This is a genomic window from Octadecabacter antarcticus 307 (genome assembly GCF_000155675.2).
Classification (GTDB): domain Bacteria; phylum Pseudomonadota; class Alphaproteobacteria; order Rhodobacterales; family Rhodobacteraceae; genus Octadecabacter; species Octadecabacter antarcticus.
On sequence record NC_020911.1, the window covers coordinates 1,005,345 to 1,031,006 of the forward strand.

Here is a 25,662-nt window from a genome sequence, read left to right on the forward strand (position 1 = left end):
AAAGCTGCTCAAACAACCGCGTTCTCAGGGAAAAGACGGAGTTGCACGCTGGCTTCATTAAGCATAGAAATTGATACTTCAAAGCTGCGTTGAAAGAATTTTTCATTCTGGTCTGGAGCAAACGTATTGAGTTCCTTTACACCAGATTGAATGATGGCTCGGGTGCAGTCGGCACAAGGAAATAAGTTCACATATAGTCTCGAGTTGAGCAGGGCTGAACCGCTTCTAACAGCGTTATAGATGGCGTTTCTTTCCGCATGTTCAAACCAGTAGTATTTTTCACCGTCAAGTGACGAGTGACGATCTGGTTTGTCTAGAACCTCCCGTGGAAAGCCGTTGTAACCAGTGCTTAATATTCCATTCTCTTGACTAACAATGACACATCCCACTTTTCGGCTTTGATCCTCGCTCCAACCCGCTATCGTGTTGGAAAGCTGAAAAAACCGTCGATCCCAATTGGTTATGGTGTCTTCTGTAACATGACATTCTGGAGAAAACTCTATGACATTATCTGGCACTGGTAAGTCCTCAAAGTTAATTGTTGGTTCGGAGATCATCTCCAGAAAGTTGCTAGTAGGTGGTGACCAAACTAACTTAAAACACGCAACTTATGATCTTACCATCGGAGAGATTTTCCCAGTGGACAAGTAGGGTTACAACGAAAAACGGCGAACTACAATTGATCGGTATGCAATTAAGCCCAACGAGGCGGTTTGGTTGCTTTCAAAGGAGGAGTTTCAACTCCCAGCGACAGTCACTGGGCTTGCAACATTACGCACTACATTCACAAAACAAAGACTAATTGCGTTTAATGTCGGAGTAATTGACCCGTTTTACAATGGCCCTATCAGTACTGTCCTTTTAAATTTCAGCAAACGAACAGTAGAAGTAGCCTTAGGGGAAAAGTTTTTTCGTGTGCTTTTCTTTGAACATGATGATGTTAGTGAGCATCATCAGCGAGATGAGAGTGTAAAAAGAGAAAGTTATCAGAAAGCCATAACCTCTTATGCACTCAATGATTATTCTCAGAGCTTTCTGGATATTCCCGTTTTTGACAACGAGTTTTATGCCAAAACTACATGGCAGCTACTGTACGGAACGGCTGCTAAGCATCCGTGGTGGACCGTAATCTTTATGGTCGTTGTTTTTGGACCCATTGCATATGTATGGGCACTTCCAGATTATCAAAGTTGGTGGGATTCTGTCCTAACTTGGATGCGCAGCTGGGCTGGATCAGCAAGCAATACAGTTATCCCACCGAATGAGGGCTAAGTTACGATTAATCCCCATAAATCATACTCCCCAGCCTCATCAACCTCGACCTTTACAATCTCCCCCACAGACAACCCCTCCGTGCCCTCGTCAATGAACAGGTTGCCGTCGATCTCTGGTGCATCAGCCTTCGTGCGGCAGGTTGCGACGCCGTCGGCGTCTATGTCGTCGATGATCACGTCTATGACCTGACCTACCTTTGCGGTCAATTTCGCCTCGGATATCGCCTGTGCCTTTTCCATGAAACGGTCCCAGCGGTCTTGTTTGACTTCGGCTGCGACGTGGTCGGGCAGGGCGTTTGATCGCGCTCCGGCGACGTTTTCGTATTTGAAACAGCCGACGCGGTCTAACTGCGCCTCATCCATCCAATCGAGCAGCACTTGGAATTCCGCCTCTGTCTCACCGGGGTAGCCGACGATGAATGTCGATCGCAGGGTGATGTCGGGGCAAATTTCACGCCACGCGGTTATTTCATCGAGGGTTTTGGCGGCCGCTGCGGGGCGGGCCATGCGGCGCAAGACATCCGTTGACGCGTGTTGGAACGGAATGTCGAGGTAGGGCAGAATGAGCCCGTCAGCCATCAGCGGGATCAACTGGCGCACGTGCGGATAGGGGTAGACGTAGTGCAGGCGCACCCATGGTTTGTTTTCGCCGCCCAGGCTGCCAAGATCACGCGCCAGATCGGTGATATGCGCGCGATGCCCGCGGTCCCGTGCGTGTTTGGTATCGACGCCATAGGCGGACGTGTCTTGGCTGATGACCAGCAGTTCCTTGACGCCATTGTCGATCAGCTTTTCAGCCTCGCGCATCACCGCGTGGGCGGGGCGGCTTTGCAGGCGGCCACGCATGTCGGGGATGATGCAGAACTTGCATTTATGGTTACAGCCTTCGGAGATTTTCAAATAGCTGTAGTGGCGCGGGGTCAGGGACACTTGGGTTGCGGGCAGCAGGTCAATGAACGGATCGGGGCTGGGCGGCACGGCGGCGTGCACCGCATCCAGCACCTGTTCGTATTGGTGCGGGCCTGTCACCGCAAGAATGCGTGGGTGGTGTTCGCGAATGTAGTCAGGTTCCGCTCCTAGACAGCCGGTGACGATGACCTTGCCATTTTCGGTCAGCGCCTCTCCTATCGCATCAAGGCTTTCGGCCTTGGCGCTATCCAAGAAGCCACAGGTGTTGACGACCACCGCATCCGCACCCGCATAATCGGGGCTGATCGCGTAGCCTTCTGCGCGCAGGCGCGTCAGGATGCGTTCGCTGTCCACCAGCGCCTTGGGGCAGCCCAGCGACACCATGCCGATGGTCGGCTGATTAACCCGACGTGCGTCAGGTGTTGCGATTTTCGGGGCGTCGCGCGGGACGCGCGCATTGGCCAAATCCGGACGAAGACTGGGAGGGTTTTGTGACATAGCGCCGCTTTAGCGTTTTTGATGCTTTTGCGGAAGGGGGATTCGCATGTCGGTCTTGGCTGCGCGGCCCCTGCATCTACTGTGCAAAGGCTTATCCCCTTTGCTCCGGCGGCACCTGATGTAGTGTGAAGCGGCTTGCCAATCTACAATGTTCTTGTATTGTTCTACCCATGCCAGCCAGATGGAAAAACGACAAACCCATGTCCCGCTCGGCGTTCGACGCCAGGTTTTCTGATGAGGAAGCGTGTTCGCATTATCTGGCGGAACATCGTTGGCCTGAGGGCTTTGTGTGTCCTTCCTGTGGCACCTGCAAGGGCTGGCCGTTAAAGCGAAATCGCGCGACTTGGGAATGTGCCGGTTGCGCACGGCAGACATCCGTGACGGCTGGCACGGTGATGCACAGCAGCCATTTGCCGTTGCGAATTTGGTTTCTTGCCGCGCACATCATCACCAGCCATTCCAACGGCATGTCAGCGCTGCAACTTCAGGCGCAACTTGGCCTTGGCAGCTACAAGACGGCGTGGCTCCTCTTGCAAAAGCTGCGGCGGTCGATGGTCAACCCTGACCGCAACCCCCTGAAAGACCTTGTCGAGATCGATGAAACAGAGATTCCGTTCCGGTCCCGGCATGATCCCGAGGACCGGCCAAAGGGTGGGCGGAGCCCGGTCGGAAAGATGTTTGTCGTCTGCGCCGTCGAGTTATCAAGAGACGGACATCCGCGCCGTATCAGGATGAAACACATTCCCGACGGCGCATCAAAGACGCTACACGGGTTCATTGGTCAGGCTGTAGAGCCTGGCGCTCACGTCATCACGGATGGCTGGCTAGGTTACGAAAATCCCCCTGCAAACACGCATGAGGCGAAGGTCGTCAGCGGCAAGAAGGCACATGACATACTCCACTGGGTCCACCGCGTGTTCTCCAACCTAAAAACGTGGGCAAAAGGCGTCTTCCACGGCCTCAGAAAATGCCATCTGCAACGCTATCTCGACGAATTTGTGTTCCGCTGGAACCGACGGCGACACATGCGAAGCGCCTTCGACACGCTGCTGGGGATCGGTGTTGGTATTGGCCCAGCGACATATCGTGATTTTGTTGAACAGCGCGCCTGAAGGCCCTTGTTCACGGCAAAAGCCACGCCCCATAAACCCACCAGATGTTACAAACTGATCCGATCCGCCTCTCAAGCCACAAGGGCGAGGTTCTGCGCCGCGTCAACATGTGGGGCAACCGGACTAAAAGGGATAAGCCTCTACTGTGCATTTGCGCACACCATCCGTTACAGGGTGGCGATTGAATGCGCCTGTGCGCCGTCCTACATCAGTCACACCCCAACCGTAGGAGACACCCATGTCAATTCGTCCCGTCCTTGAGACCCGCAAAGCCGTTCCCACCATGGAGGGCGCAGGCGTGCATTTGCACCGCGCGTTCGGGTTTGCAGACCCATCCGAATTGGACCCGTTCCTGTTGTTTGATGATTTTCGCAACGAGGTGCCTGCGCAGTTCGAAAAGGGCTTTCCGTGGCATCCCCATCGCGGCATTGAAACGATCACCTATGTGCTGAACGGCACGGTCGAACATGGCGATAGCCTTGGCAACACCGGCACGCTGGGCGCGGGTGATGTGCAATGGATGACCGCAGGGTCCGGCATCATGCATCAGGAAATGCCGCACGGAAACGCGGCGGGGCAGATGCACGGTTTCCAGCTTTGGGGCAATCTTCCGTCCGCACAAAAGATGACTGATCCACGCTATCAGGATGTAAATGCACGTGAAATACCAGAAGTTACCGATGACGATGGCACGGTTGTGCGTATCATAACAGGCGAATTCTGGGGCGAACGTGGTCCGGTGGATGGCATTGCCGCTGATCCGCAATACCTCGATGTGACGGTGCCAGCGGGCGTGCGCAAGACGTTCCAGATCGACACCTATCGTCGCGCGTTCGCCTATGTGTTTGAGGGGGCTGCGGCCTTTGCCGATGCCAGCCCGCCGTCCGGTGTGCTGCTGGAAAAAGAAGTCATGGGTGAAGAAGTCAACATCCGCGATCTCTCAGGTGACCGCACCCTTATCCGGTTCGGCACGGGCGACGAGGTCACGGTGCAAGCGGGGCCAAACGGCGTGCGTTTCCTGCTGATATCTGGCGCGCCGATCGAAGAACCCGTCGCATGGCATGGCCCCATCGTGATGAACACGCAGGATGAGCTGAAAAAAGCGATCCGTGATTTACGCAACGGGACGTTTATCAAGCCTGCGCATTAAGGCGGGGGGATTGGCAGGTCGTCTGTTCAATCGCTGCTCTTTGGACGACGCGTGCTTGGGTGTCGTGCGGGGCCGATGGGTTGTTTTGGAATACGGGCATCCAGCCAATGGTCCTGTTTGTGTGCCAAACACCGGGGTTTTTCCGTGGCCATTGGGGATGCCGCCACTGTCCGCTTCGGGCTTATCATGACCACCATTCTGCGATGTGGTGATGTTGCAATCGCTGAGAATATTTTGTGTGGGTTGCTCCTGCATAGCAAGATATTTTTGATCAGATTTGTGCATTTGTCAGAAGCAGCCATGTGTTCCCGCTGCCGAGCAGTTGATTGCAAGGCAATCAATGAGAGGGGCCTGTTTGCGCGGTTTTGGCCGCTGGCCCCCTCTCGGCAGATTGCTGAGCAATCGCCTGCCGGGTCCTGTTGGTGCATTTCAGCGGCTTTTATGCATGGCTTAAGGAGCCATTGAGCCAGCGTGCACTTGAAGATGTGCGTCAAACGGATCTGATCCAGCAGGCCTGGGCAGATAGCGGCAAAGTCTATGGATACCGCAAACTGCATGACGATCTGCGTGACGCGGGTGAGACCTGTTCAGAGAACCGTGTGGCGCGTTTGGCCAGCTTGGCAGGTGTCACTGCCCAGATTGGCTACAAACGTCGACCTGCTCGATATGGCGGCAAGCCAGCGGTGGTCGCTGATAACACACTGGATCGACAGTTTGAGGTTGATATGACCGCTCTCGTTTGGGTCACTGACATCACCTATATCAAGACGCACGAAGGTTGGTCGTATCTGGCTGTTGTGATTGATCTGTTCTCAAGGCGTGTGGTTGGGTGGTCGATGCAATCGCGCATGACGACGGACCTCGCCTTGCAGGCCCTGCTGAGTGCTGTTTGGCGGCGCAAGCCTAAGACCAAAGTAATGGTCCACTCGGGTCAAGGCTCACAATTCACCAGCAAGGAGTGGCAATCGTTCCTCAGCAAACACAATTTAGATGCCAGTATGAGCAGACGTGGGAACTGCCATGACAACGCCGTCGCAGAGAGCTTCTTTCAACTGTTGAAACGTGAGCGGATCAGGCGGCGGACGTATCTGACGCGCGACGCCGCGAGACAGGACGTGTTCGACTACATCGAGATGTTCTATAACCCAAACCGCAAGCATACCAACAACGGCATGCTGTCGCCGGTTAACTATGAAATAAAACAAAGGAAAATGATCAAGGCAGGTGCCTAGCAAACTAGGGGCTCCTCAATGCAAGCGATCGCCCTAGCTAGTAACAAGGCTTTTGTTGTCCGCATAGTGGCTCGATGTGAAGGGTCTGTTGGTCTTGACAAGAATCGCCGTGACAAGCTGATTTAGGCGCAAATCGTTTTAGATCGTTCAAACAGACCCAAAAATTGAGTCAGACGCGGAGCAGGCCATCGACCATATCGATGAACTCTGCCCGCGATCGCCCCTTTGACCAATGCGCAGCAACACGCGGCACGTTGGCGAACATCTTGTTGGATATCGCGATGCTAAGCAGCGGACCAAAAACAAGCTGGTTTATAGTAACATCAGGTACGTTGCGATGTGTGCCAGATGTGCGGCAAGGTGCGTAAACCTCCGCGAGGGAGGTTTCAAACTCAGCAATGAAATCGTCATGAAATCCCTCAGCAACCTCGGGGACTGTTTGTGAGGTTTCCGAAATAACGGTCATGATGCTACCGATAGCAGAGTTCACCATCGCGTCATAATATAGCCCCAAGGCACCGCGAAAGACGGCTTCTGGGGCAATTTTGGGTTGCTCCATAAGCTGATCAAACTGAGAACACAAAGGGTCGAGATCCGCCGCAAGGGCCGCAAGGAAAAGCTGCTCTTTTGAGGAAAAGTGATGATAAAGCGACGGCTTCTTTATCCCTGCGGCTTTTGCAACGGCGCTCATTGATGCGCCAGAATAGCCTTTTTCCAAGAAGATCTGGAGAGCAAATAACGCAAGCTTGGTGCGGCGATCTTCGCCAGTATTTTTTTGTACATCTTCCATTGACGTGGTTTCCGAATCATTTATATGACGCTCAAGCCGACCGAACGATCGGTAGTTTGTTATGTATCCTAAGGAGCCTTTAATGCCACTTATAACCTATTTGCAAGCCACCATCCCAATGATTATTGTCGCGGGGATGGCTCTGGCACAGGAAACACCGCTGACCCCATCAGGTGATCCAGTTCCGTTGTTCGCTGTGCGACTGGTTTCTCCAGATGCGGTTTCAGCGACGTCACGCGCGTTCTTCGGGCGCGTTGCAGCCCGTGAAACTGTTGATCTATCATTCGAAGTTGGCGGTCGTTTGGTTCTGTTTCCGGTAACGGAAGGTGTAGCGATTGAAATGGGCTCGATTTTGGCGCGGCTTGATCTTGCGCCGTTGGAACGAGCGGTTGAACTTGCCGAGATCAACCTTGCTCAGGCCCAACGAGAACTGACGAGAGCGGAAGCGTTGGCTGCGTCAAACGCCGCGTCGCAGGTGCGTGTTGAAGATGCAGGAACCGTGCGGGGACGAGCGGATGTCGCGTTGCGCAATGCCCGTGCAGCCCTTGAGAATGCAACCTTGTATGCTCCTTTTGATGGGATCGTAGCATCGCGTATTGCGACACATTTTTCCAATATTGAGCCGGGCGAGCCGATCTTACGGTTGCACGACATGAGCGAAGTTCGGGTCGAAATAGAAGTTCCCGAACAAGTTTTGACCCGTGCGGGCGATCCGTCATCGATCCTTTTTACGGCACAGATGCCTGACGGTCAGAGTATTCCTCTTACTCTGGCGGAATATGAGGCACAGACGGGCCAAGTAGGACAAAGTTTTCGCGTGGCGCTGCGCCTACCGGACGAAGCGGCAGTCGGTCTTATTCCAGGAATGTCGATGACGGTCACTGCGGCATTGGATGCGGTGGGGAGCAAAATGGCTTTGCCTGCGGGTGCAATTCTGGCCACGACGGATCGTGGTTTCGAAGTCATGGTGTTCAGCGCTGATGGTGAAAATACTGGTATTGTTGAACGACGCGATGTCGAGGTCGGTGCGCCAAATGGGTTGGGCTTCGCTGTTTCAGGGCTGATAGTTGAAGACCGTGTTGTCGCCGCAGGGGCGCACCTGCTGCGTGATGGCCAGCGCGTGCGAGTTTATGATGGTCTTATCGTTGAGGAGACAAACTGATGATGCGTGCAATTGCGAAAGCCTCTGTCGAAAAGTCACTATATACGTGGATTGTGATCCTGTTCGCCCTTTTTGGTGGGATGTTCGGATATCTAAATGTAGGTAAACTTGAAGATCCTATATTCACGCTGAAATCCGCCCTGGTTATTACGGCATATCCGGGGGCCACCGCTGCGCAAGTCGCGATGGAAGTATCAGAACCTATCGAGGCTGAAATTCAGCAAATGGGTGAGATCAAGACGATCACCTCACGCAATGTTCCTGGCGTGTCGATAATTGAGGTAGAGGTTGGCGAGCAGTACGACGGTGAAGACCTAAAACAAATCTGGGATGATCTGCGCGACCGTGTCGACAACGCCCGTGGGCTGCTGCCCGCTGGAGCACTGCCTTCCGTCATTAATGACGATTTCGGTGATGTGTTTGGTCTGTATTATGCCGTGTCAGCACCCGGGTACTCAGACGCTGACATATGGGAGATTTCCACTTTTCTGCGCCGCGAGCTTTTGGCCGTTGACGGCGTCGCAAACGCGCAGCTTTTGGGCTTGCCGCAAGAAGCGATTTTTGTCGACCTTGATAATCGTGCCCTTAGCACACTTGGTGTCGCGCCGGGCGCAATTCTTGACGCAATATCTACAGCAACCGATATCGTGCCAACAGGCACGGCCGGGTCTGATGGACGTGACCTTCGGATCGACGCTCCCCGAGCGAATGACAGCACGGCTGATCTTGGCTCTTTGTCCCTTGGGGTGAATGGCGAAGTCATCAACTTGCTCGATATAGCGACTCTATCGCGGCACCGCGTTGACGACCCGACGCATATTATCCGTCATAACGGTCGTGCCGCATTCACCTTAGGCATTGCAGGTTTGAACAGTCGCAACATTGTTGATGTGGGTGAAGCCGTTGAGGCGCGCCTGGACAGCATCATGCCGCTTTTGCCACTTGGAGTGCAAATTGACCCAATTTACGAACAGCACCGTGTCGTGGATGAAGCGGCCGCTGGTTTTCTAGTATCACTTGTGATGTCGGTGGGTGTGGTCATCTTGGTTCTGGCGCTGTTCATGGGTTGGCGCGCATCAATCGTCGTCGGTGGTTCACTTTTATTGACGGTCATGGCGACCTTTTTTGCAATGTATCTGTTTGATATAAAAGTTGAACGCATCAGCTTGGGCGCGCTCATCATCGCGATGGGTATGCTTGTCGATAACGCTATCGTCGTCGCCGAAGGCATGCAGCAAAAAATGCGACAGGGCACCTCAGCGACTGAAGCCGCCGAAATTGCGGCAGGGCGGACCGGCATCCCACTGCTGGGAGCCACTGTCATCGGGATCATGGCATTTGCCGGGATCGGCCTATCACCTGACGCCAGTGGTGAATTTCTGTTTTCACTCTTTGCAGTGATTGGCCTGTCGCTGATGTTGTCTTGGGTTTTCGCCGTGACGGTGACACCTCTTTTGGGGGCATATGTGTTTAAGGTCGGAGGATTAAAGGAGGGTGAAGACCCCTACAGTGGCCCAGTCTTTCGCGCTTACCGCGGGATTGTGCGCGGTGCGTTGCGGGCGCGCTGGTTGGTCATTGTGTCACTTCTTGGAATTACAGCAGGTTGCATTGTGGCATTTGGTCAGGTCACGCAACAGTTTTTTCCACCCTCTGACACACCGTTGTTTTTCCTTGAATACAAGGCAGCACAGGGCAGTTCGATTAATACAACATCCCAAGACCTCGCACGGATCGAAGATTGGCTGTTGGAACGCGATGACGTGGCCGCTGTTACGACGAGTGCGGGACAGGGCGTGACGCGCTTTTTGCTCATTTATGCGCCACAATTGCCCGAACCATCCTATGGAGAACTGGTGATCCGAGCAAGCGATGTTGACGCGATCCCTGCATTGCGTCGGGACTTGGATATGTTCGTGGCGCAACACCTGCCTTGGGCCCGCTTGATGACGAAACAGACCATATACGGCCCATCGGTGCTTGCCGATATCGAAGCGCGCTTTTCTGGTCCTGATCCGGACGTATTGCGCGCTTTGGCGATTGAGGCTGCGCATATCTTGCGCACCGCAACGCCAGATCTACATAGCGAAACAATCGACTGGCATGAGCGAGAGGCGGTCATTCGCCCGATCTATGCAGAAAAGCGTGCCCAGACCATTGGCATTGCCCGTGCTGACATTGCAACGGCCATCGCACTTGTAACCGATGGCGTCCCAGCGGGTGTCTACCGTGAGCGTGACCGGCTTATCAACATTATCATCCGCAGCGACACAGCTCAATCAGCAAGCCAAAATGCGCTTTTAGATCAACCGGTCTGGTCGTCAGCTACGGGTTCCTACGTCCCACTGGCACAAGCAATTGATGGCTTCGAGGTCCTAGCGCGCGATACGCTCATTGAGCGGCGTGACCGCCAGCCAACCGTCACTGCGCATGCTAATGTCATCGCAGGCATGACCCCACCTACCGTATTCGCGAAAGTCCGTCCCGCAATAGAGGCGATTTTACTGCCCGAAGGATACGCGCTGGAATGGGGGGGCGAGTTTCAGAGCGCAGGCGAGGCGCAGCAAAGCCTTGGGCGGCAGATGCCGCTGTCGTTCGGGGTGATGCTGCTGATTACGGTCTTGTTGTTTGGTAAGTTAAGGCAGACCGCAGTGATTTGGACGATCGTACCAATGGCCGTGAACGGCGTAGCATTGGGTCTGCTGTTCACTGGCTTGCCGTTTAGTTTCACAGCTTTGCTGGGAATGCTTTCGCTGACTGGGATGGTGATCAAGAACGCCATTGTCCTGGTTGAGGAGATCGACATCCAAAAGGAAGAGGGCCTTAGCCAGTATGATGCTATCGTTGAGGCCAGCACAAGCCGTCTGCGTCCCGTAGTGCTAGCTGCTGCGACAACGATCCTCGGCATGGTGCCTTTGCTTGCCGATAGTTTCTTTGCCGCAATGGCAGTGGCGATCATGGCGGGCCTTGGTTTTGCCTCCATTCTGACCCTCGTAGGTGTGCCGGTCCTTTACCACACCTATCTACGAAAGGAGCGGCGCGAGGGGCTTTTGGTTCGTAAACCTGAAACCGATGTTACCCAGAAAATAAATAACAAAACCCCGCAATTGCATCCCATTGCTGCTGAATAAGAGCCGAGGGCAGGGCGCAAACAAAGCGTGATCACGTCTATAGAAACGATTTTATGTGCTCAGTCTGACGATAAGCGTTGACGCTTCGGCTTGGTGGCACCGAGACGGATAGGAGATAAAATGCAAATATGCTCTGGGCAAAACCTGCAACCGGCGCTTCTTGATAGCGAGACGATACTGCTGGGCATTAGAAAGCCACGTCTTCGCTTCGAGCCGGATGGGCTGCCGTCGCATACGGCATCAGCCCATCATTGACTATCTGGCGACTGCACTGAGTTTTGCTAAAGAATGGACTGACAGGTCGGTTTCACGCGGGAAATACTGTTTAAGAAGCCAATTTGCATTTTCGTTTGATCCACATTGCCAAGGAGACGGAGGATCACAGAAGAAAATCAGTCACAACTGGCGAATATGCCGCCCAGCTTATGAATTGCGCCCCGCATCGATAATCAATATTGATACACCCATGACTTTTGACCAAATCAGAACGTTCCTTTGGGTGGCCCGGCTCGGTGGATTTCGCAAAGCGGCACAACGGTTGCATCTATCGCAGCCAGCCATTTCAACCCGCATTTCAAATTTGGAACAAGAATTGCGTGTGCAGTTGTTTGAGCGCGGCCCAGGCGAGCTGATTTTGACGAAGCATGGTACGCTTCTGCTGTCTTACGCTGAACAGATGTTGTTCGTTGAAGAAGAGATCAAGCAGCGCGTCGCAAACCCGTCGGAAGCAGAAGGACTCTTTCGGGTTGGTGCGGCGGAGACGATTGCCCAAGCGTGGCTCCCGGAGTTCATGACCGCCTTTAGTGAACAATATCCGCGGGTAAACATGGATTTGACGGTCGATATATCAATGAACCTTCGCGCGGCCCTGCTGGAACGGCGTCTGGATCTGGCATTCTTGATGGGACCAGTATCCGAATTCACGGTCGAAAACGTAGAATTGCCCGCTTTTGATTTGCATTGGTATCGATCCGCGACCAACCCGCAGACCGATCTAACTGCCATTCCCATCATTTCCTATTCAAGCAAAACACGCCCTTATCGTGAATTGATGTCTGAGCTGTCGCGCAGGGTAGGGCCGCAATTGCGGGTCTATGCGTCGGCGTCTTTGTCTGCGAGCTTGAAGATGATTGCTGCAGGAATCGCTGTTGGGCCATACCCGCGCGCTCTCGCCAATGATTTCGTGGCTTCCGGACAAATCGTGGAATTCGATCCTGGATTTAGGCCCAAACCACTGGCCTTTACAGCATCATATTTGTCGGAGCCCCGCAGCTTTCTCGTTGAAAACAGTGCTGAAATTGCCCGTGATGTCGCGCAGGTATGGGATATCACGCACCGCAAGTAGATAGAAAATTTCTATCACAAATGATACAAAATGATAATTTGCACAAAAGTGGACGGGCATGTGATGCTTTTGGCATATCTTGGGGGCTGCCATCATGACGATCACATCCGTTTCGCATACCGATCTTGTAGCCTCCGCTGCGGCAGATGTGCGCGCAGCGATCCGCACAAAATCTTTCACGGGGCATACGGCCGGTCTTGCGGCTGGCAAGTTGCAGTGCAACATCGCAATCCTACCTGAAAACGTCGCGTTGGATTTCCTGCGGTTTTGTCAGCGCAACCCGAAACCTTGTCCGATTGTGGCGGTGGGCGACAGTGGTGATCCATATCTGCCGACGTTGGGCCAAGACATCGATATCCGCACCGATGTGCCAAAATATCGTGTGTTTCGAAATGGCGCGCTGACCGACGAGGTGACGGACATTCGCGACACATGGACAGATGACATGGTGACCGTCGCACTGGGCTGCTCGTTTACGTTTGAGAATGCGTTGCTGCGCGAGGGTATTCCTGTGCGCCATATTGAAACGGGTAAGAACGTGCCGATGTTTCGCACCAACATCGATCTTGTGCCTGCGGGAAAATTTGGCGGGAACATGGTGGTGACGATGCGCCCTATTCCAGCGACGCAAGTTGCCCGTGCCACTGAAATTAGCCGGCTGTTCCCCCACGCACACGGCGCGCCCATTGCGGTGGGAGACCCCGCGCAAATCGGAATTGCGGACCTGTCGCGCCCTGATTGGGGCGATGCAGTCGAGATTCGTGCAGGTGAAATTCCGGTGTACTGGGCGTGCGGTGTGACGCCCCAAAATGTCCTTCTGGATGCGGGTCTTGCGATCTGCATTACCCATTCACCTGGTCACATGTTGATCGCGGATGTGGCCGAGGATGCCGAAACGACAATATTAAAAACAAACTGAAACGACCCAACAAGGAGACTGAAAATGAAACGTACATTAACAATCCTCGCGGCGACAACAGCGCTTGCGACGCCGGCATTTGCCGAAGACCTGTCCGTCGTGGGCAGCTGGTCCAGCCTGCCGTTGCACAACGCTTACGAAGCGCCGTTCTGGACCGAGACATTGCCTGCCGCATCTGGCGGCACGATCAACGTGGAATTGACGACGCACAACCAGATGAGCCTTGGACTGGGTGACATTTACCCGCTGCTCGGCCAAGGTGTTTACGATGTCGCGATGACTGTGGGCGATTATGCGGTGTCCGACGCGCCGGAACTCGAAGGCCTGGACGTGCCACTTTTGGCGCTCACGGCGGATGATGCGCGCGCCATGGTCGATGCTGCCCGCCCGATGGTGGCAGACATTTTCCGTGACCGGTTCAACAGCCATGTTCTGGCCATCGCGCCGTACCCGCCACAGGTCGTGTTTTGTAACGCGGACATTGCCAGCCTTGCCGACCTTGAAGGCCTGAAAGTCCGCGCATCCGGTCGCATGACCGCGCTGCTGCTCGAAGCATTGGGCGCTGAAGGCGTAAACGTATCGTTCTCCGAAGTGCCGGGCGCGTTGCAAAAAGGTGTTGTCGATTGCGCCGTCACCGGTGCCGGGTCCGGGTACAGCGCGGGGTGGTGGGAAGTGTCCACGCACCTGTTGCCGATCCCGCTGGGAGGCTGGGATCCGGTCGTAACGGCCATCAACCTCGACAAATGGAATTCCATGAGCGCGGATGATCAGGCGTTGATCACCTCCGAAATCGTGACCGGTTTTGAAGACCCAGCATGGGCCAGCGCGCAGGGTGCATTGGTGAATGACGTGGCCTGCCTGACCGGCAATGGCGAGTGCGTAGGCGGCGAAGCACGCGCCATGACCCTTGTCGAGGTCAGTGAAGAAGACTTCACGCGTGCCCGCACCATCCTGACGAGCGAAGTGCTGCCTGACTGGGCTGAGCGCGCTGGTGGGGATTGGGCCACACGCTGGAACGAAAGTGTCGGCACTGCGGTTGGCGTTTCGATCGAGTAAACGGGCAAGCTAGGGGACGTGGCAAACATGGAACTCAAGATGATAGAGCGCTTGCGGGCGATCAACAAAGGCGTGGCCCTCATGGTCGGCTTTGGGTTGCTGGCCTGTGCGGCTTTCGTGCTGACAGATATCATCATGCGCCGGTTTGGCACGTCCCTTGGCGGCACCGAGGAAATCGCGGGCTACGCTATGGCGCTCGCGACGTCCTGGGGCATGTCTTACACGCTGTTGGAACTGGGCCATGTGCGCATCGATATTTTGCGCACACGGTTCCAGACCTTCGGTAAGGCCGTATTCGATGTGTTCAGCATATGCGTCATGTCCGGCGTAGTCATCACCATCGCGATCAAGGCATGGCCAGTTGTCGAACGTTCCTTGGTTAACGGGTCGCGCGCCAACACGCCCCTGCAAACGCCGCTGATTTGGGTTCAATTGCCGTGGTTTGCGGGCTGGGTCTGGTTCGCAATTATGTCCACCTTGTTGAGCTTTGCGGCCATCAGCTTGGTGTTCAAACGTCGCTACGGCGAGACCGAAGCCATTGTTGGCGCCTTCGCAGAACAGGACACGTTGAAATGATTACCTATGTCGGCGTCACGCTTTTGGGGCTGCTTGCCCTGTCCATTCCGGTTGGTGTTGTGCTGTTCCTGCTGGGGTTCGGCATTGATATATTCTTCTCTAATTTTCCGCTGATCCGGGGCCTTGGCAACATGGTGTGGAGCGCGTCAAATTCCGCCACGCTCATCGCTATTCCATTCTTCGTGCTGCTGGGCGAAATTCTGGTACGCAGCGGTGTGGCTGAGCGTACCTATGCCGCCCTTGATCGCTGGGTGTCCTGGCTTCCCGGCGGGTTGGTGCACGCCAATATTGCGACTGCGACGATGTTTTCGGCCACGTCGGGATCGTCTGTGGCCACTGCCGCCACGGTTGCGACAGTCGCGATGCCGCAAGCGGAAAAATTGGGCTATGACCCGAAACTATTCTCTGGTGCGATCGCAGCGGGTGGGACGCTTGGCATCATGATCCCACCGTCGATCAACCTGATCGTCTATGGTTTCCTGACCCAATCATCGATCCCGCAGTTATTTTTGGCGGGCTTGATTCCGGGCCTTGCGCTGGCGCTTATGTTCATGCTGATCACCGTCATCATCTGCGTGATCCGCCCTGATCTGGGGGGCATGCGCCGCACGTTCCCGTTCCCGCAAATGATGCGCGCACTGGTCGATCTGGTGCCAATTGTGCTGTTGTTCGGCCTTATCGTGGGGTCCATCTATCGCGGCTGGGCGACCCCGACCGAGGCCGCCGCCGTCGGTGTCGCAGGGGCCTTCTTGATCGCGTTCGTCTTTGGTGGCGTGTCGTGGGACATGCTGACGCAAAGCCTGACGGGCACGGTGAAAATCACATCAATGATCATGCTGATCGTGATCGGCGCGTCGTTCTTGAATTTCACACTGGCGTCTGCCGGATTGGGCCGCGAGCTGACGACCTTCATGGAGGGCCTTGGCCTGTCACCGCTTGGCTTCATTCTGGTCGTCGTCGCCATGTACATTGTGCTTGGCTTTTTCATCGAAACGCTGTCGCTTATGGTTGTCACCATTCCGATCATCGTGCCGATGGTTCTGGTGCAGGGCTACGACGTGATCTGGTTTGGTATCCTCATGATCGTGCTTATCGAAATGGCGCTAATTACGCCGCCGGTCGGATTGAACCTTTATGTGGTTCAAGGCGCGCGAAAGTCGGGCAGCTTGAACGAAGTGATGTTGGGCGCGATTCCCTATTGCTTGACGATGTTGCTGATGGCTTTCTTGTTGATCGCCTTCCCCAATATCGCTCTCTTTTTGCCGCACGCTTTGCAGTAAATACCATAGTCCTGTAAAATCAAACGACTGTGGGTTTTAGACGCCTGCAAATAGAGGAGATATGTCTCATGTGGCAGTTTTGGGTTGATCGCGGCGGCACATTTACCGACATCGTGGCCAAGGCACCGAATGGTGCTTTGCACACCCATAAGCTGCTGTCGGAAAACCCTGAAGTGTACGCCGATGCGGCAGTGCACGGTATTCGAAATCTGCTCGGGTTAACGCCAGATGCGCCGATCCCTCCTGCGACTATCAGCGCCGTGAAAATGGGTACGACCGTCGCCACAAATGCGCTCCTTGAACGTAAAGGTGAACGCACAGTTTTGGTGGTCACGAAAGGATTGCGTGATCTTTTGCGGATCGGATACCAGAACCGCCCAAAGCTTTTCGACCTTAACATCGTGCTGCCTGAACTTCTTTATGACGACGTGATTGAAGTGGATGAACGTATTGCGGCGGATGGAACGCTGGTCACTGCGCTGGACGTAGACGCCGCGCGGACCGGGTTGGCGCAGGCCTACGCCAAAGGCTATCGGTCAGTCGCCATTGCATTGATGCACAGTTATCGGTTTTCCGATCACGAAAAGCGCATCGGTGAATTGGCGACGCAAATCGGGTTCACGCAAGTTTCTTTGAGCCATGAGGCAAGCCCGCTGATCAAACTGGTCGCGCGTGGTGATACCGCTGTAGTTGATGCATATCTGTCGCCGATTTTACGTCGCTACGTGCGCCAAGTCGCCGACGCACTGGGCACGACGAAGGGCGGTGGGCAACGGTTGATGTTCATGCGCTCAAACGGTGGATTGACAGATGCGTCCTTGTTTGAGGGACGCGATGCCATTTTGTCGGGGCCAGCGGGCGGCGTTGTTGGCATGGTGCGCACTGCAGCGGAACAGGGGTTCGATCGCTTGATCGGGTTCGACATGGGCGGTACGTCCACGGATGTCTGTCACTACGCGGGCGAATTTGAACGCAGTTTCGAGACGGAAGTCGCAGGTGTGCGAATGCGCGCGCCGATGATGTCGATCCACACCGTTGCGGCCGGTGGAGGCTCTATCCTGTCATATCGAGATGGCCGCATGCAGGTCGGCCCCGAAAGCGCGGGCGCAAATCCCGGACCGGCCGCCTATCGTCGTGGTGGCCCCCTTACGGTCACGGATTGCAACGTGCTGTTGGGCAAATTGCAGCCAGATCAGTTCCCGCCAGTTTTTGGTCCTAACGCGGATCAACCGCTTGATGGAGACGTTGTGCGAGAGAAGTTTGCGAGCATGGCAGCAGAGATTGGCGGTGATCGAAAGGTTGAAGACATCGCCGAAGGGTTCTTGCGCATCGCCGTCGAAAACATGGCCAATGCAATCAAGAAAATCAGCGTCCAACGTGGCTATGATGTCACCAAATACACGATGAACTGCTTTGGCGGTGCTGGCGGGCAGCATGCCTGTCTGGTCGCGGATGCGCTGGGGATGGAAAGCATATTTATCCACCCCTTTGCGGGGGTCTTATCGGCCTTCGGGATGGGTTTGGCCGACGTGCGCGCAATGCGCGAACATCAATTTGGTGCGCCATTGGACCGCGTCGCAGATGCTAAAGACGCGCTTGAAGGACTGGTTGACGCCGTCCAGTCCGAGGTGATGGGCCAAGGCATTACGCCGGATCAAATCAATGTTGTGACCACCGCACATATCCGTCCTGACGGTGCGCAACAAACCCTGCCGGTCCCGTTTGGCGCACCCAACGCCATGGCGGCGGCGTTCAATGCCGCACATCAGCAGCGGTTCGGGTTCGTGCCAACGGATGCCGCCCTCTTGATTGACGTGCTCAGCGCCGAGGCCATTGGCAACACGGGCGAACAGGTCAGCATGCCTGATAACATCCACACCGATGCGACGCCGCAAAGGGGTCAGATGTGGTCTGCGGGTGCGTGGCGCGAGGTGCCTTTGGTCGACCGCGCGACATTGTCGAAAGGCGCGCGCGTTGACGGCCCCGCAATCGTAACCGAACCCACCGGGACCAACATCGTCGAAGCAGGTTGGCAAGCGGAATGTGTGGACGGCGGCAATCTGGTTCTGACGCGGGTTGTCCCATTGGCCCGCCAAGAGGCTATTGGCACACAAGTCAATCCAGTGATGCTTGAAGTGTTCAACAACCTATTTATGTCCATCGCTGATCAGATGGGCGCAACGTTGGCCAACACGGCCTATTCGGTCAACATCAAAGAACGCTATGATTTTTCATGTGCGATTTTTGACCAGAACGGCGATCTGGTGGCGAACGCGCCGCACGTGCCGGTGCATCTGGGGTCGATGTCTGAAAGTGTGCGGGTCGTACTGGCTCAAAACGCAGGCAATATCCGCCCAGGCGATGTGTTCATGATGAACAACCCGTATAATGGCGGCACGCACTTGCCCGACGTCACCGTGATTACGCCCGTGTTCGACACGGCAGGTGAGCAGATTATTTATACGGTCGCCAGCCGTGGCCACCACGCCGATATCGGCGGCAAGACACCGGGATCGGCCCCGCCCGACAGTCGTGTCATTCAAGAAGAAGGCGTGCTGATCGATAACTTCCTGTTGGTCAAACAAGGCCAGTTGCAAGACAGCGCTGCGCGCGCACTTTTAGCATCTGGCAAATACCCTTGCCGCAACATCGATCAGAACATGGCTGACCTTGCTGCACAAATCGCCGCGAACGCGACGGGCGTCGCAGAGTTGCAGCGCATCACGGCACAGTTCGGCCAAGACGGTGTCCACGCCTACATGTCCCATGTTCAAGACAACGCTGAAGAGAGTGTGCGCCGCGTGCTCGATGTGCTGTCGGATTGCGCATTTACCTATCCATTGGACAGCGGAGCGCAAATCAAAGTCGCCATCACGGTGGACCGTGATGCGCGTGAAGCGGTTATCGATTTTACTGGCACGTCTGAGCAGAGCGAGTTTAATTACAACGCACCACTCGCGATTTGCCGTGCTGTCGTCTTGTATGTATTTCGCACGCTGGTCGGCAGTGACATCCCAATGAACGAAGGGTGCCTAAAGCCGCTGATCCTAAAAGTGCCGGACGGCAGCATGATCAACCCTCGCGCGCCTGCTGCTGTGATTTCGGGCAACACCGAGGTCAGTCAGGCGATAGCCGATACGATGTACGGTGCACTTGGCGTGATTGCGGGCAGTCAGGGGACGATGAACAATTTCGTCTATGGTAACGACATTCATCAAAACTACGAAACGATCTGTGGCGGCACAGGGGCAGGCAATGGTTTCAACGGCACAAGTGCGGTGCACAGCCATATGACAAACACGCGCATGACTGATCCTGAGGTGTTGGAAACACGGTTTCCCGTTCAGGTTGATGAGTTTTCAATCCGCCAAGGATCGGGCGGTGGTGGTGCATTTACTGGTGGCAACGGCATCATCCGGCGATTGCGCTTTCTGGAACCTATGACGGTCACCGTTCTTTCATCGCACCGGATTATACCGCCCCACGGGGCGGCGGACGGCCTGTCGGGTGCCGTGGGCGAAAACGGCATTGAACGCGCCAATGGTCAGGTTGAAAAGCTACAAGGCAACGATGAAGCACAGCTGAACACGGGCGACGTTTTTGTTATGAAAACCCCGGGTGGCGGTGGATATGGGCCCGCTTAGGCAGCCCGCAAAAAGGAGAAGTGAATGCAATTTCTGATTGGATCTGAGCAGGTTGATGTCGCGATCGAACATCTTATTATTGCAGGTTGGACGGGGCGCGACAGCGCGATGGTTCAACATCATATTGATGAATTGGGCGCGCTCGGCGTGGCACCGCCGTCCACGACACCATTGTTTTATCAGGTTGCAAATACATTGATGACGCAAGCGGACGAAATTCAGGTGTTGGGGGCTGCCACGTCCGGTGAGGCTGAACCACTTTTGGTCAATCAGGGTGGTAAGCTGTGGCTTGGATTGGCGTCAGATCACACCGATCGAGAGCTTGAAGCGACATCGGTCGCTGCGTCAAAGCAGGTCTGTGCAAAAGTCTGCGCGACTGATCTGTGGGATTTCAGCGTTGTACAAGAACACATTGATCAAGTGCAATTGCGATCATGGATCAAAGAGGGTGGGAATTGGGTGCTTTATCAGGATGGCAGCTTGGAACAGATTCTTCCGCTACAGACGCTTATGTCGCGGATTAAAGACGTAGACGGCGCGGCAATGCTGTGTGGAACTTTGCCAGCTATTAGTGGTGTCCGCGCCGCAGTTGAGTTTCGCGCTGAACTGTATGATCCTGTTATGGAAAGAAAAATTGAGCTTCAATACAAGACCAATTGTTTAGACTTGGTTCACTGAGGCCCTGTTCCACATTCCGCTAAGAGACTGGGTAGGCGTGAGGAGTCGCATTGCCCGCACTGTGTTGTTTCGAAGGGCAAGCTGCCTATTATATATTGGTTTTCGTGACACGCAGCATGATCTGCGTCTTTGCCCGGTCGTTTTCCACGCTGGGTTTGGGTTGATGTGGCGCAACTGACAGAGGCGACGCATGTTGTAGGCGAGGTTCTTCAGAGGCGATCGCGGGAATTCGGACCCGTAGTTAAGGTGGATCAACTTGCGAGAGAGATGATCCAAAATGACGAAACGAAAGAACCATTCGTCCCACTGCCCTCTCATCGTTTGCTTGCAAACGATGAGAGGGGGGCAAGGCCAAGATTGCGCTTGAAGCGATCCGCGAAGAAATGACAATGGCGGAGTTATCGAAGAAGCATGGCGTGCACCTATTACTGGCAGGTGTTTGCGAACAAACACTGGGAGGCCGCGCAGATGGGGACTTGGAAGCGTGCCGCGATCAAGAATATGGCAGCGAGGTTTTCCAAGAGGGGCGGTGATCGTGCACAGGTTGATGATGCCATGATAGACAAATTTTATTCCAAGGTTAGCCAATTGGTTGTGTAATGCGATTTTTGAAACGCGGCGGTGCGGATAAAGTGACTTTTGGCCTTAATAGGTTGTGATGGCCACTTCTGATCATAGGCAGTTATTCAGCTATTTAGGTTTTTGCAATCAACGCGCCGAAACGGCAAGTCTCTGGACAAAAAATATTGCCATACTGGACTGCCATTTAAAAGCTTTTTATCAAGGGTTTACCAGTTGTTATAGGCAAGAAATTTGCCCGACATTTCAACCTTAACGCGGTCGCCCTTGGGGTTTTCCACGCGGGTTACTGACATATCGAAGTCAATGGCGGACATGATGCCATCACCAAATTTTTCTTGGATGATCGCCTTAAGTGTAGGTCCGTAAACGCCAACAATTTCATAAAAACGATAGATGCAGGGATCGGTTGGGACGGCTTGTTCCCAGATTTTTGTTGGACTTTCCGTCAGCGCGTCTTCGGCGCCTTGTGGCAAGCCCATCGTTGTAGCCATCAAGGCTGCTTTGTCAGCGGGAAACGCGTTCATGCCCATGGCGGCAGAATGCGTCCAGATCGGTGACATTCCGATTTTTTCGGCAATCCCGTCCCATGTCATTCCGGCCTGTTTCTTGGCCGCAAGGATCATGGCTGTGACGTCTTCTTTGGTAATCATATCGTTCATTTTGACTGTATCCTTTTGGACAGTTTTATATTTGGTCGTCAGTTCACAGGCCGAGTTCAGCCAGCCCCGGGTAATCATCAGGACGCGGTCCAGGGGCGTCCCAGTGGAACAGCCGTTCGTTGTCTAGAATGAGCACGTCGTTTATGGAGGCATGACGTACGGCCATGTAGCCGCAGGCGTCAAATTCCCAGTTTTCGTTGCCATGGGCGCGAAACCACTGGCCGGCGTCGTCATTGTATTCATAGCAAAAGCGCACAGCGATCTTGTTATCGCTGTATGCCCAGATTTCTTTGATTAGGCGGTAGCCGTTTTCGACCGCCCATTTTGACGTCAAAAAGGCTTCAACTTCCGCACGCCCGTTTAAAAATTCAGACCGGTTTCGCCAGCGTGTATCGGGAGTATAGGCCATCGCGACCGATGCTGGATCGCGACTGTTCCACGCATTTTCGGCCATGCGAACTTTTTGAACAGCATCGCTGTAGCTGAACGGGGGAATTGGTGGACGGGCCGTCATATTGTTACCGCGCGCAACATGGGGTTTTCATCAAATGTCCCTTCTGGCAAAGTCTTGTCGATACGCACTGTTTCGGGCCGCTGCGTTTCGTCGCCAGACGCCTTTCCGGACAGCTCAACCGAGCGTTTACCCAAAAACTGAACAAGGTGATTGCGAATTGCGTAGTAGTTGGGGTGCTGCACGATTGCGGTGCGAACGCGCGGGCGTGGAATCGTAATTTCGACGCTTTCGGCAACGCTGGCATTGGGGCCGTTGGTCATCAGCAAAATACGGTCGGCCAGCAGGATGGCCTCATCGATGTCGTGGGTGATCATGAACACGGTCTGGTCGGTGCCGCTCCAGACTTTGATCAGCTCTTCTTGGATGGTGCCACGGGTCAGCGCGTCAAGCGCACCAAACGGCTCATCCAGTAAAAGCAATTTAGGTTCATTCGCAAATGCCCTCGCAATGGATACCCGTTGACGCATGCCCCCCGACAGCTGGCTGGGTTTGCGGTGGATTGCGTCACCAGACAGGCCAACTGTTTTAAGGAACGCAATGGAATGATCGTTGACCTGTTGCTTGGTCCAATGGGGGAACCGCGCGGCAACACCGAATGTCACGTTCTTCAGGGCGGTCAACCACGGTAACAAAGAGTAATTTTGAAAGACCACACCTCGATCAAGGCTGGGGCCAGAAATGGCCTGACCGTCCATTTTGATCACGCCACCCGACGGGTCAGCCAGTCCTGCAAGGATGTTCATGATCGTGGACTTGCCGCATCCTGAATGACCTAGAATACAAACGAATTCACCCTTCTCAATGCCGAAACTTGCATTTTTAAAGACCGTAAATTCGCCGCCTTGCCCATCTGGATATCGTTGGGTCAGCCGTTCGATGCTGAGGAATGAATTTGCCATGTGTGTGCGGTCCTATTCGGTGTAGGCGACACGTCGTTGGAGCAGCCCAAGAGCTGAGTCCAGCAACATGCCGACGACGCCGATCATGAGAATTGAAAAGATAACTGAGGTCAGGTCGAGGTTGTTCCACTCGTTCCAGACGTAATAGCCAATGCCGGTACCCCCAACGAGCATCTCAGCCGCAACAATGACCAACCATGCGATCCCAATTGAGATCCGCATGCCCGTCACGATGGTGGGCGCAGCCGCCGGTAAGATCACGGTAAAAGCGGTTTTGAACGCGCTCAATTCGTGTGTACGGGCCACGTTGACCCAGTCTTCACGAACGCCGGCGACGCCAAAGGCCGTGTTAATCAACATTGGCCAGATCGAACAGATGAAGATTACAAAGATTGCTGACGCCTCGCTGTCTTGGATGACGAACAGCGCCAGTGGCATCCACGCCAGTGGTGATATAGGGCGCAAAACCTGAATAAATGGGTTCAGTGCCTTGTAAGCGACGGTCGACATCCCAATCAGAAAACCTAGCGGGATCGCAATTAGGGCGGCCATAAAATAACCGGTCAAAACTCTGTATATTGAATAGCCAATCTGGATACCGATGCCTTTATCGTTAGGTCCTGCATCGTAAAATGGGTTTGACAGTTCTTCCCATGCTTTGACCAAAACCTGACTTGGGGGCGGCACACCCGCTTTGGGTGTGCCTGCGCCAATCAGCAGTTCATATTCGGTTAGCTCGCCAGTGGTAATCTGCTGCGCAGGGATTGATATCTCCCACACAAACAGACTTACCAGAAGGAGGGTGACCGACCAAATCGCGGCCCGCTTGTTTTCTGACAGCATGTCAGTCAATTCGCTTTGATTGCGAAACTGTCGATGTACGCTTCGGGCTGATTGTAATCAAAGGACTTGCCCATGATCATGTGCGATTTGTAATTTTCAGCCGGTGCGTCATAGCCGAGATCTGTCATGATCTTGCGCGCGTCAGATGCCAAATAGACCTGTTCGGCGATGCCTTTGTAATCTACGTCGCCCTCGATGTAGCCCCAGCGTTTCATCTGTGTCAGGATCCACACGCCCATGGATTGCCACGGGAACGGGTCAAAATCGATCCGATCTGGCACACGCTGCACCTCGCCCAGTCCATCTGCGTAGGTGCCGGTCAGAACCTGTTGGATAACTGTAACCGGCTGGTTGAGGTAGTTGGCTGGAGCAATGGCCTCCGATATCTCAACGCGATTTTCGGCTTTTGATGCATACTGAGTGGCGTCAATAATCGACTTGAGCAATGCTCCGTATGTGTTTGGAAGCTCCGTCGCGAACGACAGCGGTGCGGCGAAGGCACAGCACGGATGACCCTCCCAGATTTCTTTGGTCAAGATGTGAATAAACCCAATACCTTCATATACAGCACGTTGGTTGAATGGGTCAGGCGACAGATAGCCGTCAAGATTTCCAGCGCGCAGGTTCGCTACCATTTCAGGTGGGGGAACGACGCGGATCTGGATGTCGACATCTGGGTCCAGACCAAATTCAGCCACGTAGTAGCGCAGCAGGAAATTGTGCATCGAATATTCAAACGGCACACCAAAAGTGAAACCCTTCCACTGGCTCGGGTCGCGTTTGTCGAGGTGTTCGTTGGACAGCACGATGGCCTGTCCGTTGATGTTCTCAATCGCGGGCATAATATAGGGTTCTGCGATAGAACCTGCACCCATTGTCATCGCCAAAGGCATTGGCGACAGCATATGGCTGGCATCATATTCACCCGACAGCGATTTGTCGCGGGCCACGGCCCAGCCTGCTGTCTTGATGACTTTCGCGTTCAAACCATAGCGTGCATAGAATCCTAAAGGTTCCGCCATAATGATTGGTGTTGCGCATGTAATTGGGACAAAGCCAATGTTCAGATCCGTCTTTTCCGGTGGGCCGAGGTTTTCGAGGATACGAGCTTTCGCTTCGTTCATCGGGAATACTGACGCGAGGGCAGCAGCAGCCGTGGTGCCTCCGACCATGCCCATAAATGACCGACGACCGATGTCGCTGTGCCCAAAAACTGAACGTACAATCGCACTTTCTACGGCCTGTTCCAGCATCTCTTCGCTGGACATGTGGGCGGCTGGCATTTTGGTTGCCGAGCTTTTGCAAGTATCGCATGGACACCCTTGACCATGGCGAAGATCGGTATCTTTGGAGAACGGATTTCCTAGGCTCTTAACTGTCATTGTAACCCCCATGACGTGATTTGGGTTCAT

21 protein-coding genes and 2 pseudogenes are annotated in these 25,662 nt (G+C 54.4%); 14 read left to right on the top strand and 9 right to left on the bottom strand.

Annotated elements, in window-relative coordinates; all coding sequences use genetic code 11:
- Positions 1 to 8: 8 nt before the first annotated feature.
- Positions 9 to 518 carry a deoxycytidylate deaminase gene (locus OAN307_RS05160; RefSeq protein WP_015498773.1) on the bottom strand — a complete coding sequence of 170 codons (510 nt, stop codon included), beginning with the start codon at positions 516 to 518 and terminating at the stop codon, positions 9 to 11.
- Between the two features lie 160 nt (positions 519 to 678).
- Here OAN307_RS05160 and OAN307_RS05165 point away from each other — a divergent pair, with 160 nt between their 5' ends.
- Positions 679 to 1,272: a dCTP deaminase/dUTPase family protein gene (locus tag OAN307_RS05165; protein WP_083902913.1), complete on the top strand. Its 594-nt coding sequence runs from the start codon at positions 679 to 681 to the stop codon at positions 1,270 to 1,272.
- Here the strand turns inward: OAN307_RS05165 and rimO are convergent.
- The gene (gene rimO / locus OAN307_RS05170) at positions 1,269 to 2,681 is read right to left on the bottom strand and encodes a 30S ribosomal protein S12 methylthiotransferase RimO (protein ID WP_015498775.1); all 1,413 of its coding nucleotides are present in this window, start codon (positions 2,679 to 2,681) and stop codon (positions 1,269 to 1,271) included. The two genes, OAN307_RS05165 and rimO, sit on opposite strands and share 4 nt — an antisense overlap.
- A 170-nt stretch (positions 2,682 to 2,851) precedes the next feature.
- Between rimO and OAN307_RS05175 the strand changes: the two genes are divergently transcribed.
- The 3 genes and pseudogenes from OAN307_RS05175 to OAN307_RS05185 form a co-directional block, all read left to right on the top strand.
- Positions 2,852 to 3,793 carry an IS1595-like element ISOan10 family transposase gene (locus OAN307_RS05175; RefSeq protein ID WP_015498776.1) on the top strand — a complete coding sequence of 314 codons (942 nt, stop codon included), beginning with the start codon at positions 2,852 to 2,854 and terminating at the stop codon, positions 3,791 to 3,793.
- Positions 3,794 to 4,031: 238 nt separating this feature from the next.
- Positions 4,032 to 4,943, top strand: a complete 912-nt coding sequence (locus tag OAN307_RS05180; protein WP_015498777.1) for a pirin family protein — start codon at positions 4,032 to 4,034, stop codon at positions 4,941 to 4,943.
- 407 nt (positions 4,944 to 5,350) lie between these two features.
- Positions 5,351 to 6,175: pseudogene (locus tag OAN307_RS05185) on the top strand (IS3 family transposase); the annotation flags it as partial.
- A gap of 169 nt (positions 6,176 to 6,344) precedes the next feature.
- Here the strand turns inward: OAN307_RS05185 and OAN307_RS30650 are convergent.
- On the bottom strand, positions 6,345 to 6,965 hold the full coding sequence (locus OAN307_RS30650) for a TetR/AcrR family transcriptional regulator (protein ID WP_015498779.1): 621 nt from the start codon (positions 6,963 to 6,965) through the stop codon (positions 6,345 to 6,347).
- A gap of 82 nt (positions 6,966 to 7,047) precedes the next feature.
- Here OAN307_RS30650 and OAN307_RS05195 point away from each other — a divergent pair, with 82 nt between their 5' ends.
- Both OAN307_RS05195 and OAN307_RS05200 read left to right on the top strand, forming a co-directional pair.
- The gene (locus OAN307_RS05195; RefSeq protein ID WP_015498780.1) at positions 7,048 to 8,127 is read left to right on the top strand and encodes an efflux RND transporter periplasmic adaptor subunit; all 1,080 of its coding nucleotides are present in this window, start codon (positions 7,048 to 7,050) and stop codon (positions 8,125 to 8,127) included.
- Positions 8,127 to 11,255, top strand: a complete 3,129-nt coding sequence (locus OAN307_RS05200; protein WP_015498781.1) for an efflux RND transporter permease subunit — start codon at positions 8,127 to 8,129, stop codon at positions 11,253 to 11,255. Before OAN307_RS05195 ends, OAN307_RS05200 begins: the two co-directional genes overlap by 1 nt.
- Before the next feature lie 261 nt (positions 11,256 to 11,516).
- Here OAN307_RS05200 and OAN307_RS29675 read toward each other — a convergent pair.
- A pseudogene (locus tag OAN307_RS29675) lies at positions 11,517 to 11,648 on the bottom strand (IS30 family transposase); the annotation flags it as partial.
- 73 nt (positions 11,649 to 11,721) lie between these two features.
- On the opposite strand from OAN307_RS29675, the gene OAN307_RS05205 reads away from it, so the two are divergent.
- The 8 genes from OAN307_RS05205 (at position 11,722) to OAN307_RS27735 (ending at position 21,353) form a co-directional block, all read left to right on the top strand.
- A complete protein-coding gene (locus OAN307_RS05205; RefSeq protein ID WP_015498782.1) occupies positions 11,722 to 12,600 on the top strand; it encodes a LysR family transcriptional regulator in 879 nt (292 codons plus the stop codon).
- A gap of 94 nt (positions 12,601 to 12,694) precedes the next feature.
- Positions 12,695 to 13,519: a putative hydro-lyase gene (locus OAN307_RS05210; RefSeq protein WP_015498783.1), complete on the top strand. Its 825-nt coding sequence runs from the start codon at positions 12,695 to 12,697 to the stop codon at positions 13,517 to 13,519.
- Between the two features lie 24 nt (positions 13,520 to 13,543).
- Positions 13,544 to 14,575 (top strand): TRAP transporter substrate-binding protein, encoded by a 1,032-nt coding sequence (locus OAN307_RS05215; protein WP_015498784.1) that lies wholly within the window; start codon positions 13,544 to 13,546, stop codon positions 14,573 to 14,575.
- Positions 14,576 to 14,602: 27 nt separating this feature from the next.
- On the top strand, positions 14,603 to 15,151 hold the full coding sequence (locus OAN307_RS05220; RefSeq protein WP_044044484.1) for a TRAP transporter small permease subunit: 549 nt from the start codon (positions 14,603 to 14,605) through the stop codon (positions 15,149 to 15,151).
- Positions 15,148 to 16,431 carry a TRAP transporter large permease gene (locus OAN307_RS05225; RefSeq protein ID WP_015498786.1) on the top strand — a complete coding sequence of 428 codons (1,284 nt, stop codon included), beginning with the start codon at positions 15,148 to 15,150 and terminating at the stop codon, positions 16,429 to 16,431. The genes OAN307_RS05220 and OAN307_RS05225 overlap by 4 nt, the downstream gene beginning before the upstream one ends.
- A gap of 68 nt (positions 16,432 to 16,499) precedes the next feature.
- Positions 16,500 to 20,075 carry a hydantoinase B/oxoprolinase family protein gene (locus OAN307_RS05230; RefSeq protein WP_015498787.1) on the top strand — a complete coding sequence of 1,192 codons (3,576 nt, stop codon included), beginning with the start codon at positions 16,500 to 16,502 and terminating at the stop codon, positions 20,073 to 20,075.
- A gap of 24 nt (positions 20,076 to 20,099) precedes the next feature.
- Positions 20,100 to 20,753, top strand: a complete 654-nt coding sequence (locus tag OAN307_RS05235) for a DUF2848 domain-containing protein (RefSeq protein ID WP_015498788.1) — start codon at positions 20,100 to 20,102, stop codon at positions 20,751 to 20,753.
- Positions 20,754 to 21,164: 411 nt separating this feature from the next.
- Entirely contained in the window at positions 21,165 to 21,353 is a 189-nt protein-coding gene (locus OAN307_RS27735; RefSeq protein WP_015498789.1) for a hypothetical protein, read from the top strand.
- A gap of 188 nt (positions 21,354 to 21,541) precedes the next feature.
- Here OAN307_RS27735 and cynS read toward each other — a convergent pair whose 3' ends face one another.
- From cynS to OAN307_RS05265, 5 genes are read right to left on the bottom strand one after another with little or no spacing between them, the layout of a single operon-like run.
- Positions 21,542 to 21,994 (bottom strand): cyanase, encoded by a 453-nt coding sequence (gene cynS / locus OAN307_RS05245; RefSeq protein ID WP_044044485.1) that lies wholly within the window; start codon positions 21,992 to 21,994, stop codon positions 21,542 to 21,544.
- A 43-nt stretch (positions 21,995 to 22,037) separates the two neighbouring features.
- Positions 22,038 to 22,508, bottom strand: a complete 471-nt coding sequence (locus tag OAN307_RS05250) for a nuclear transport factor 2 family protein (protein WP_015498791.1) — start codon at positions 22,506 to 22,508, stop codon at positions 22,038 to 22,040.
- On the bottom strand, positions 22,505 to 23,407 hold the full coding sequence (locus OAN307_RS05255) for an ABC transporter ATP-binding protein (RefSeq protein ID WP_015498792.1): 903 nt from the start codon (positions 23,405 to 23,407) through the stop codon (positions 22,505 to 22,507). The genes OAN307_RS05250 and OAN307_RS05255 overlap by 4 nt, the downstream gene beginning before the upstream one ends.
- Before the next feature lie 12 nt (positions 23,408 to 23,419).
- Positions 23,420 to 24,250, bottom strand: a complete 831-nt coding sequence (gene ntrB / locus OAN307_RS05260; protein ID WP_015498793.1) for a nitrate ABC transporter permease — start codon at positions 24,248 to 24,250, stop codon at positions 23,420 to 23,422.
- A gap of 5 nt (positions 24,251 to 24,255) precedes the next feature.
- Positions 24,256 to 25,533, bottom strand: coding sequence for a CmpA/NrtA family ABC transporter substrate-binding protein (locus tag OAN307_RS05265; protein WP_245540970.1), 1,278 nt, complete (start codon positions 25,531 to 25,533; stop codon positions 24,256 to 24,258).
- Positions 25,534 to 25,662: the final 129 nt, after the last annotated feature.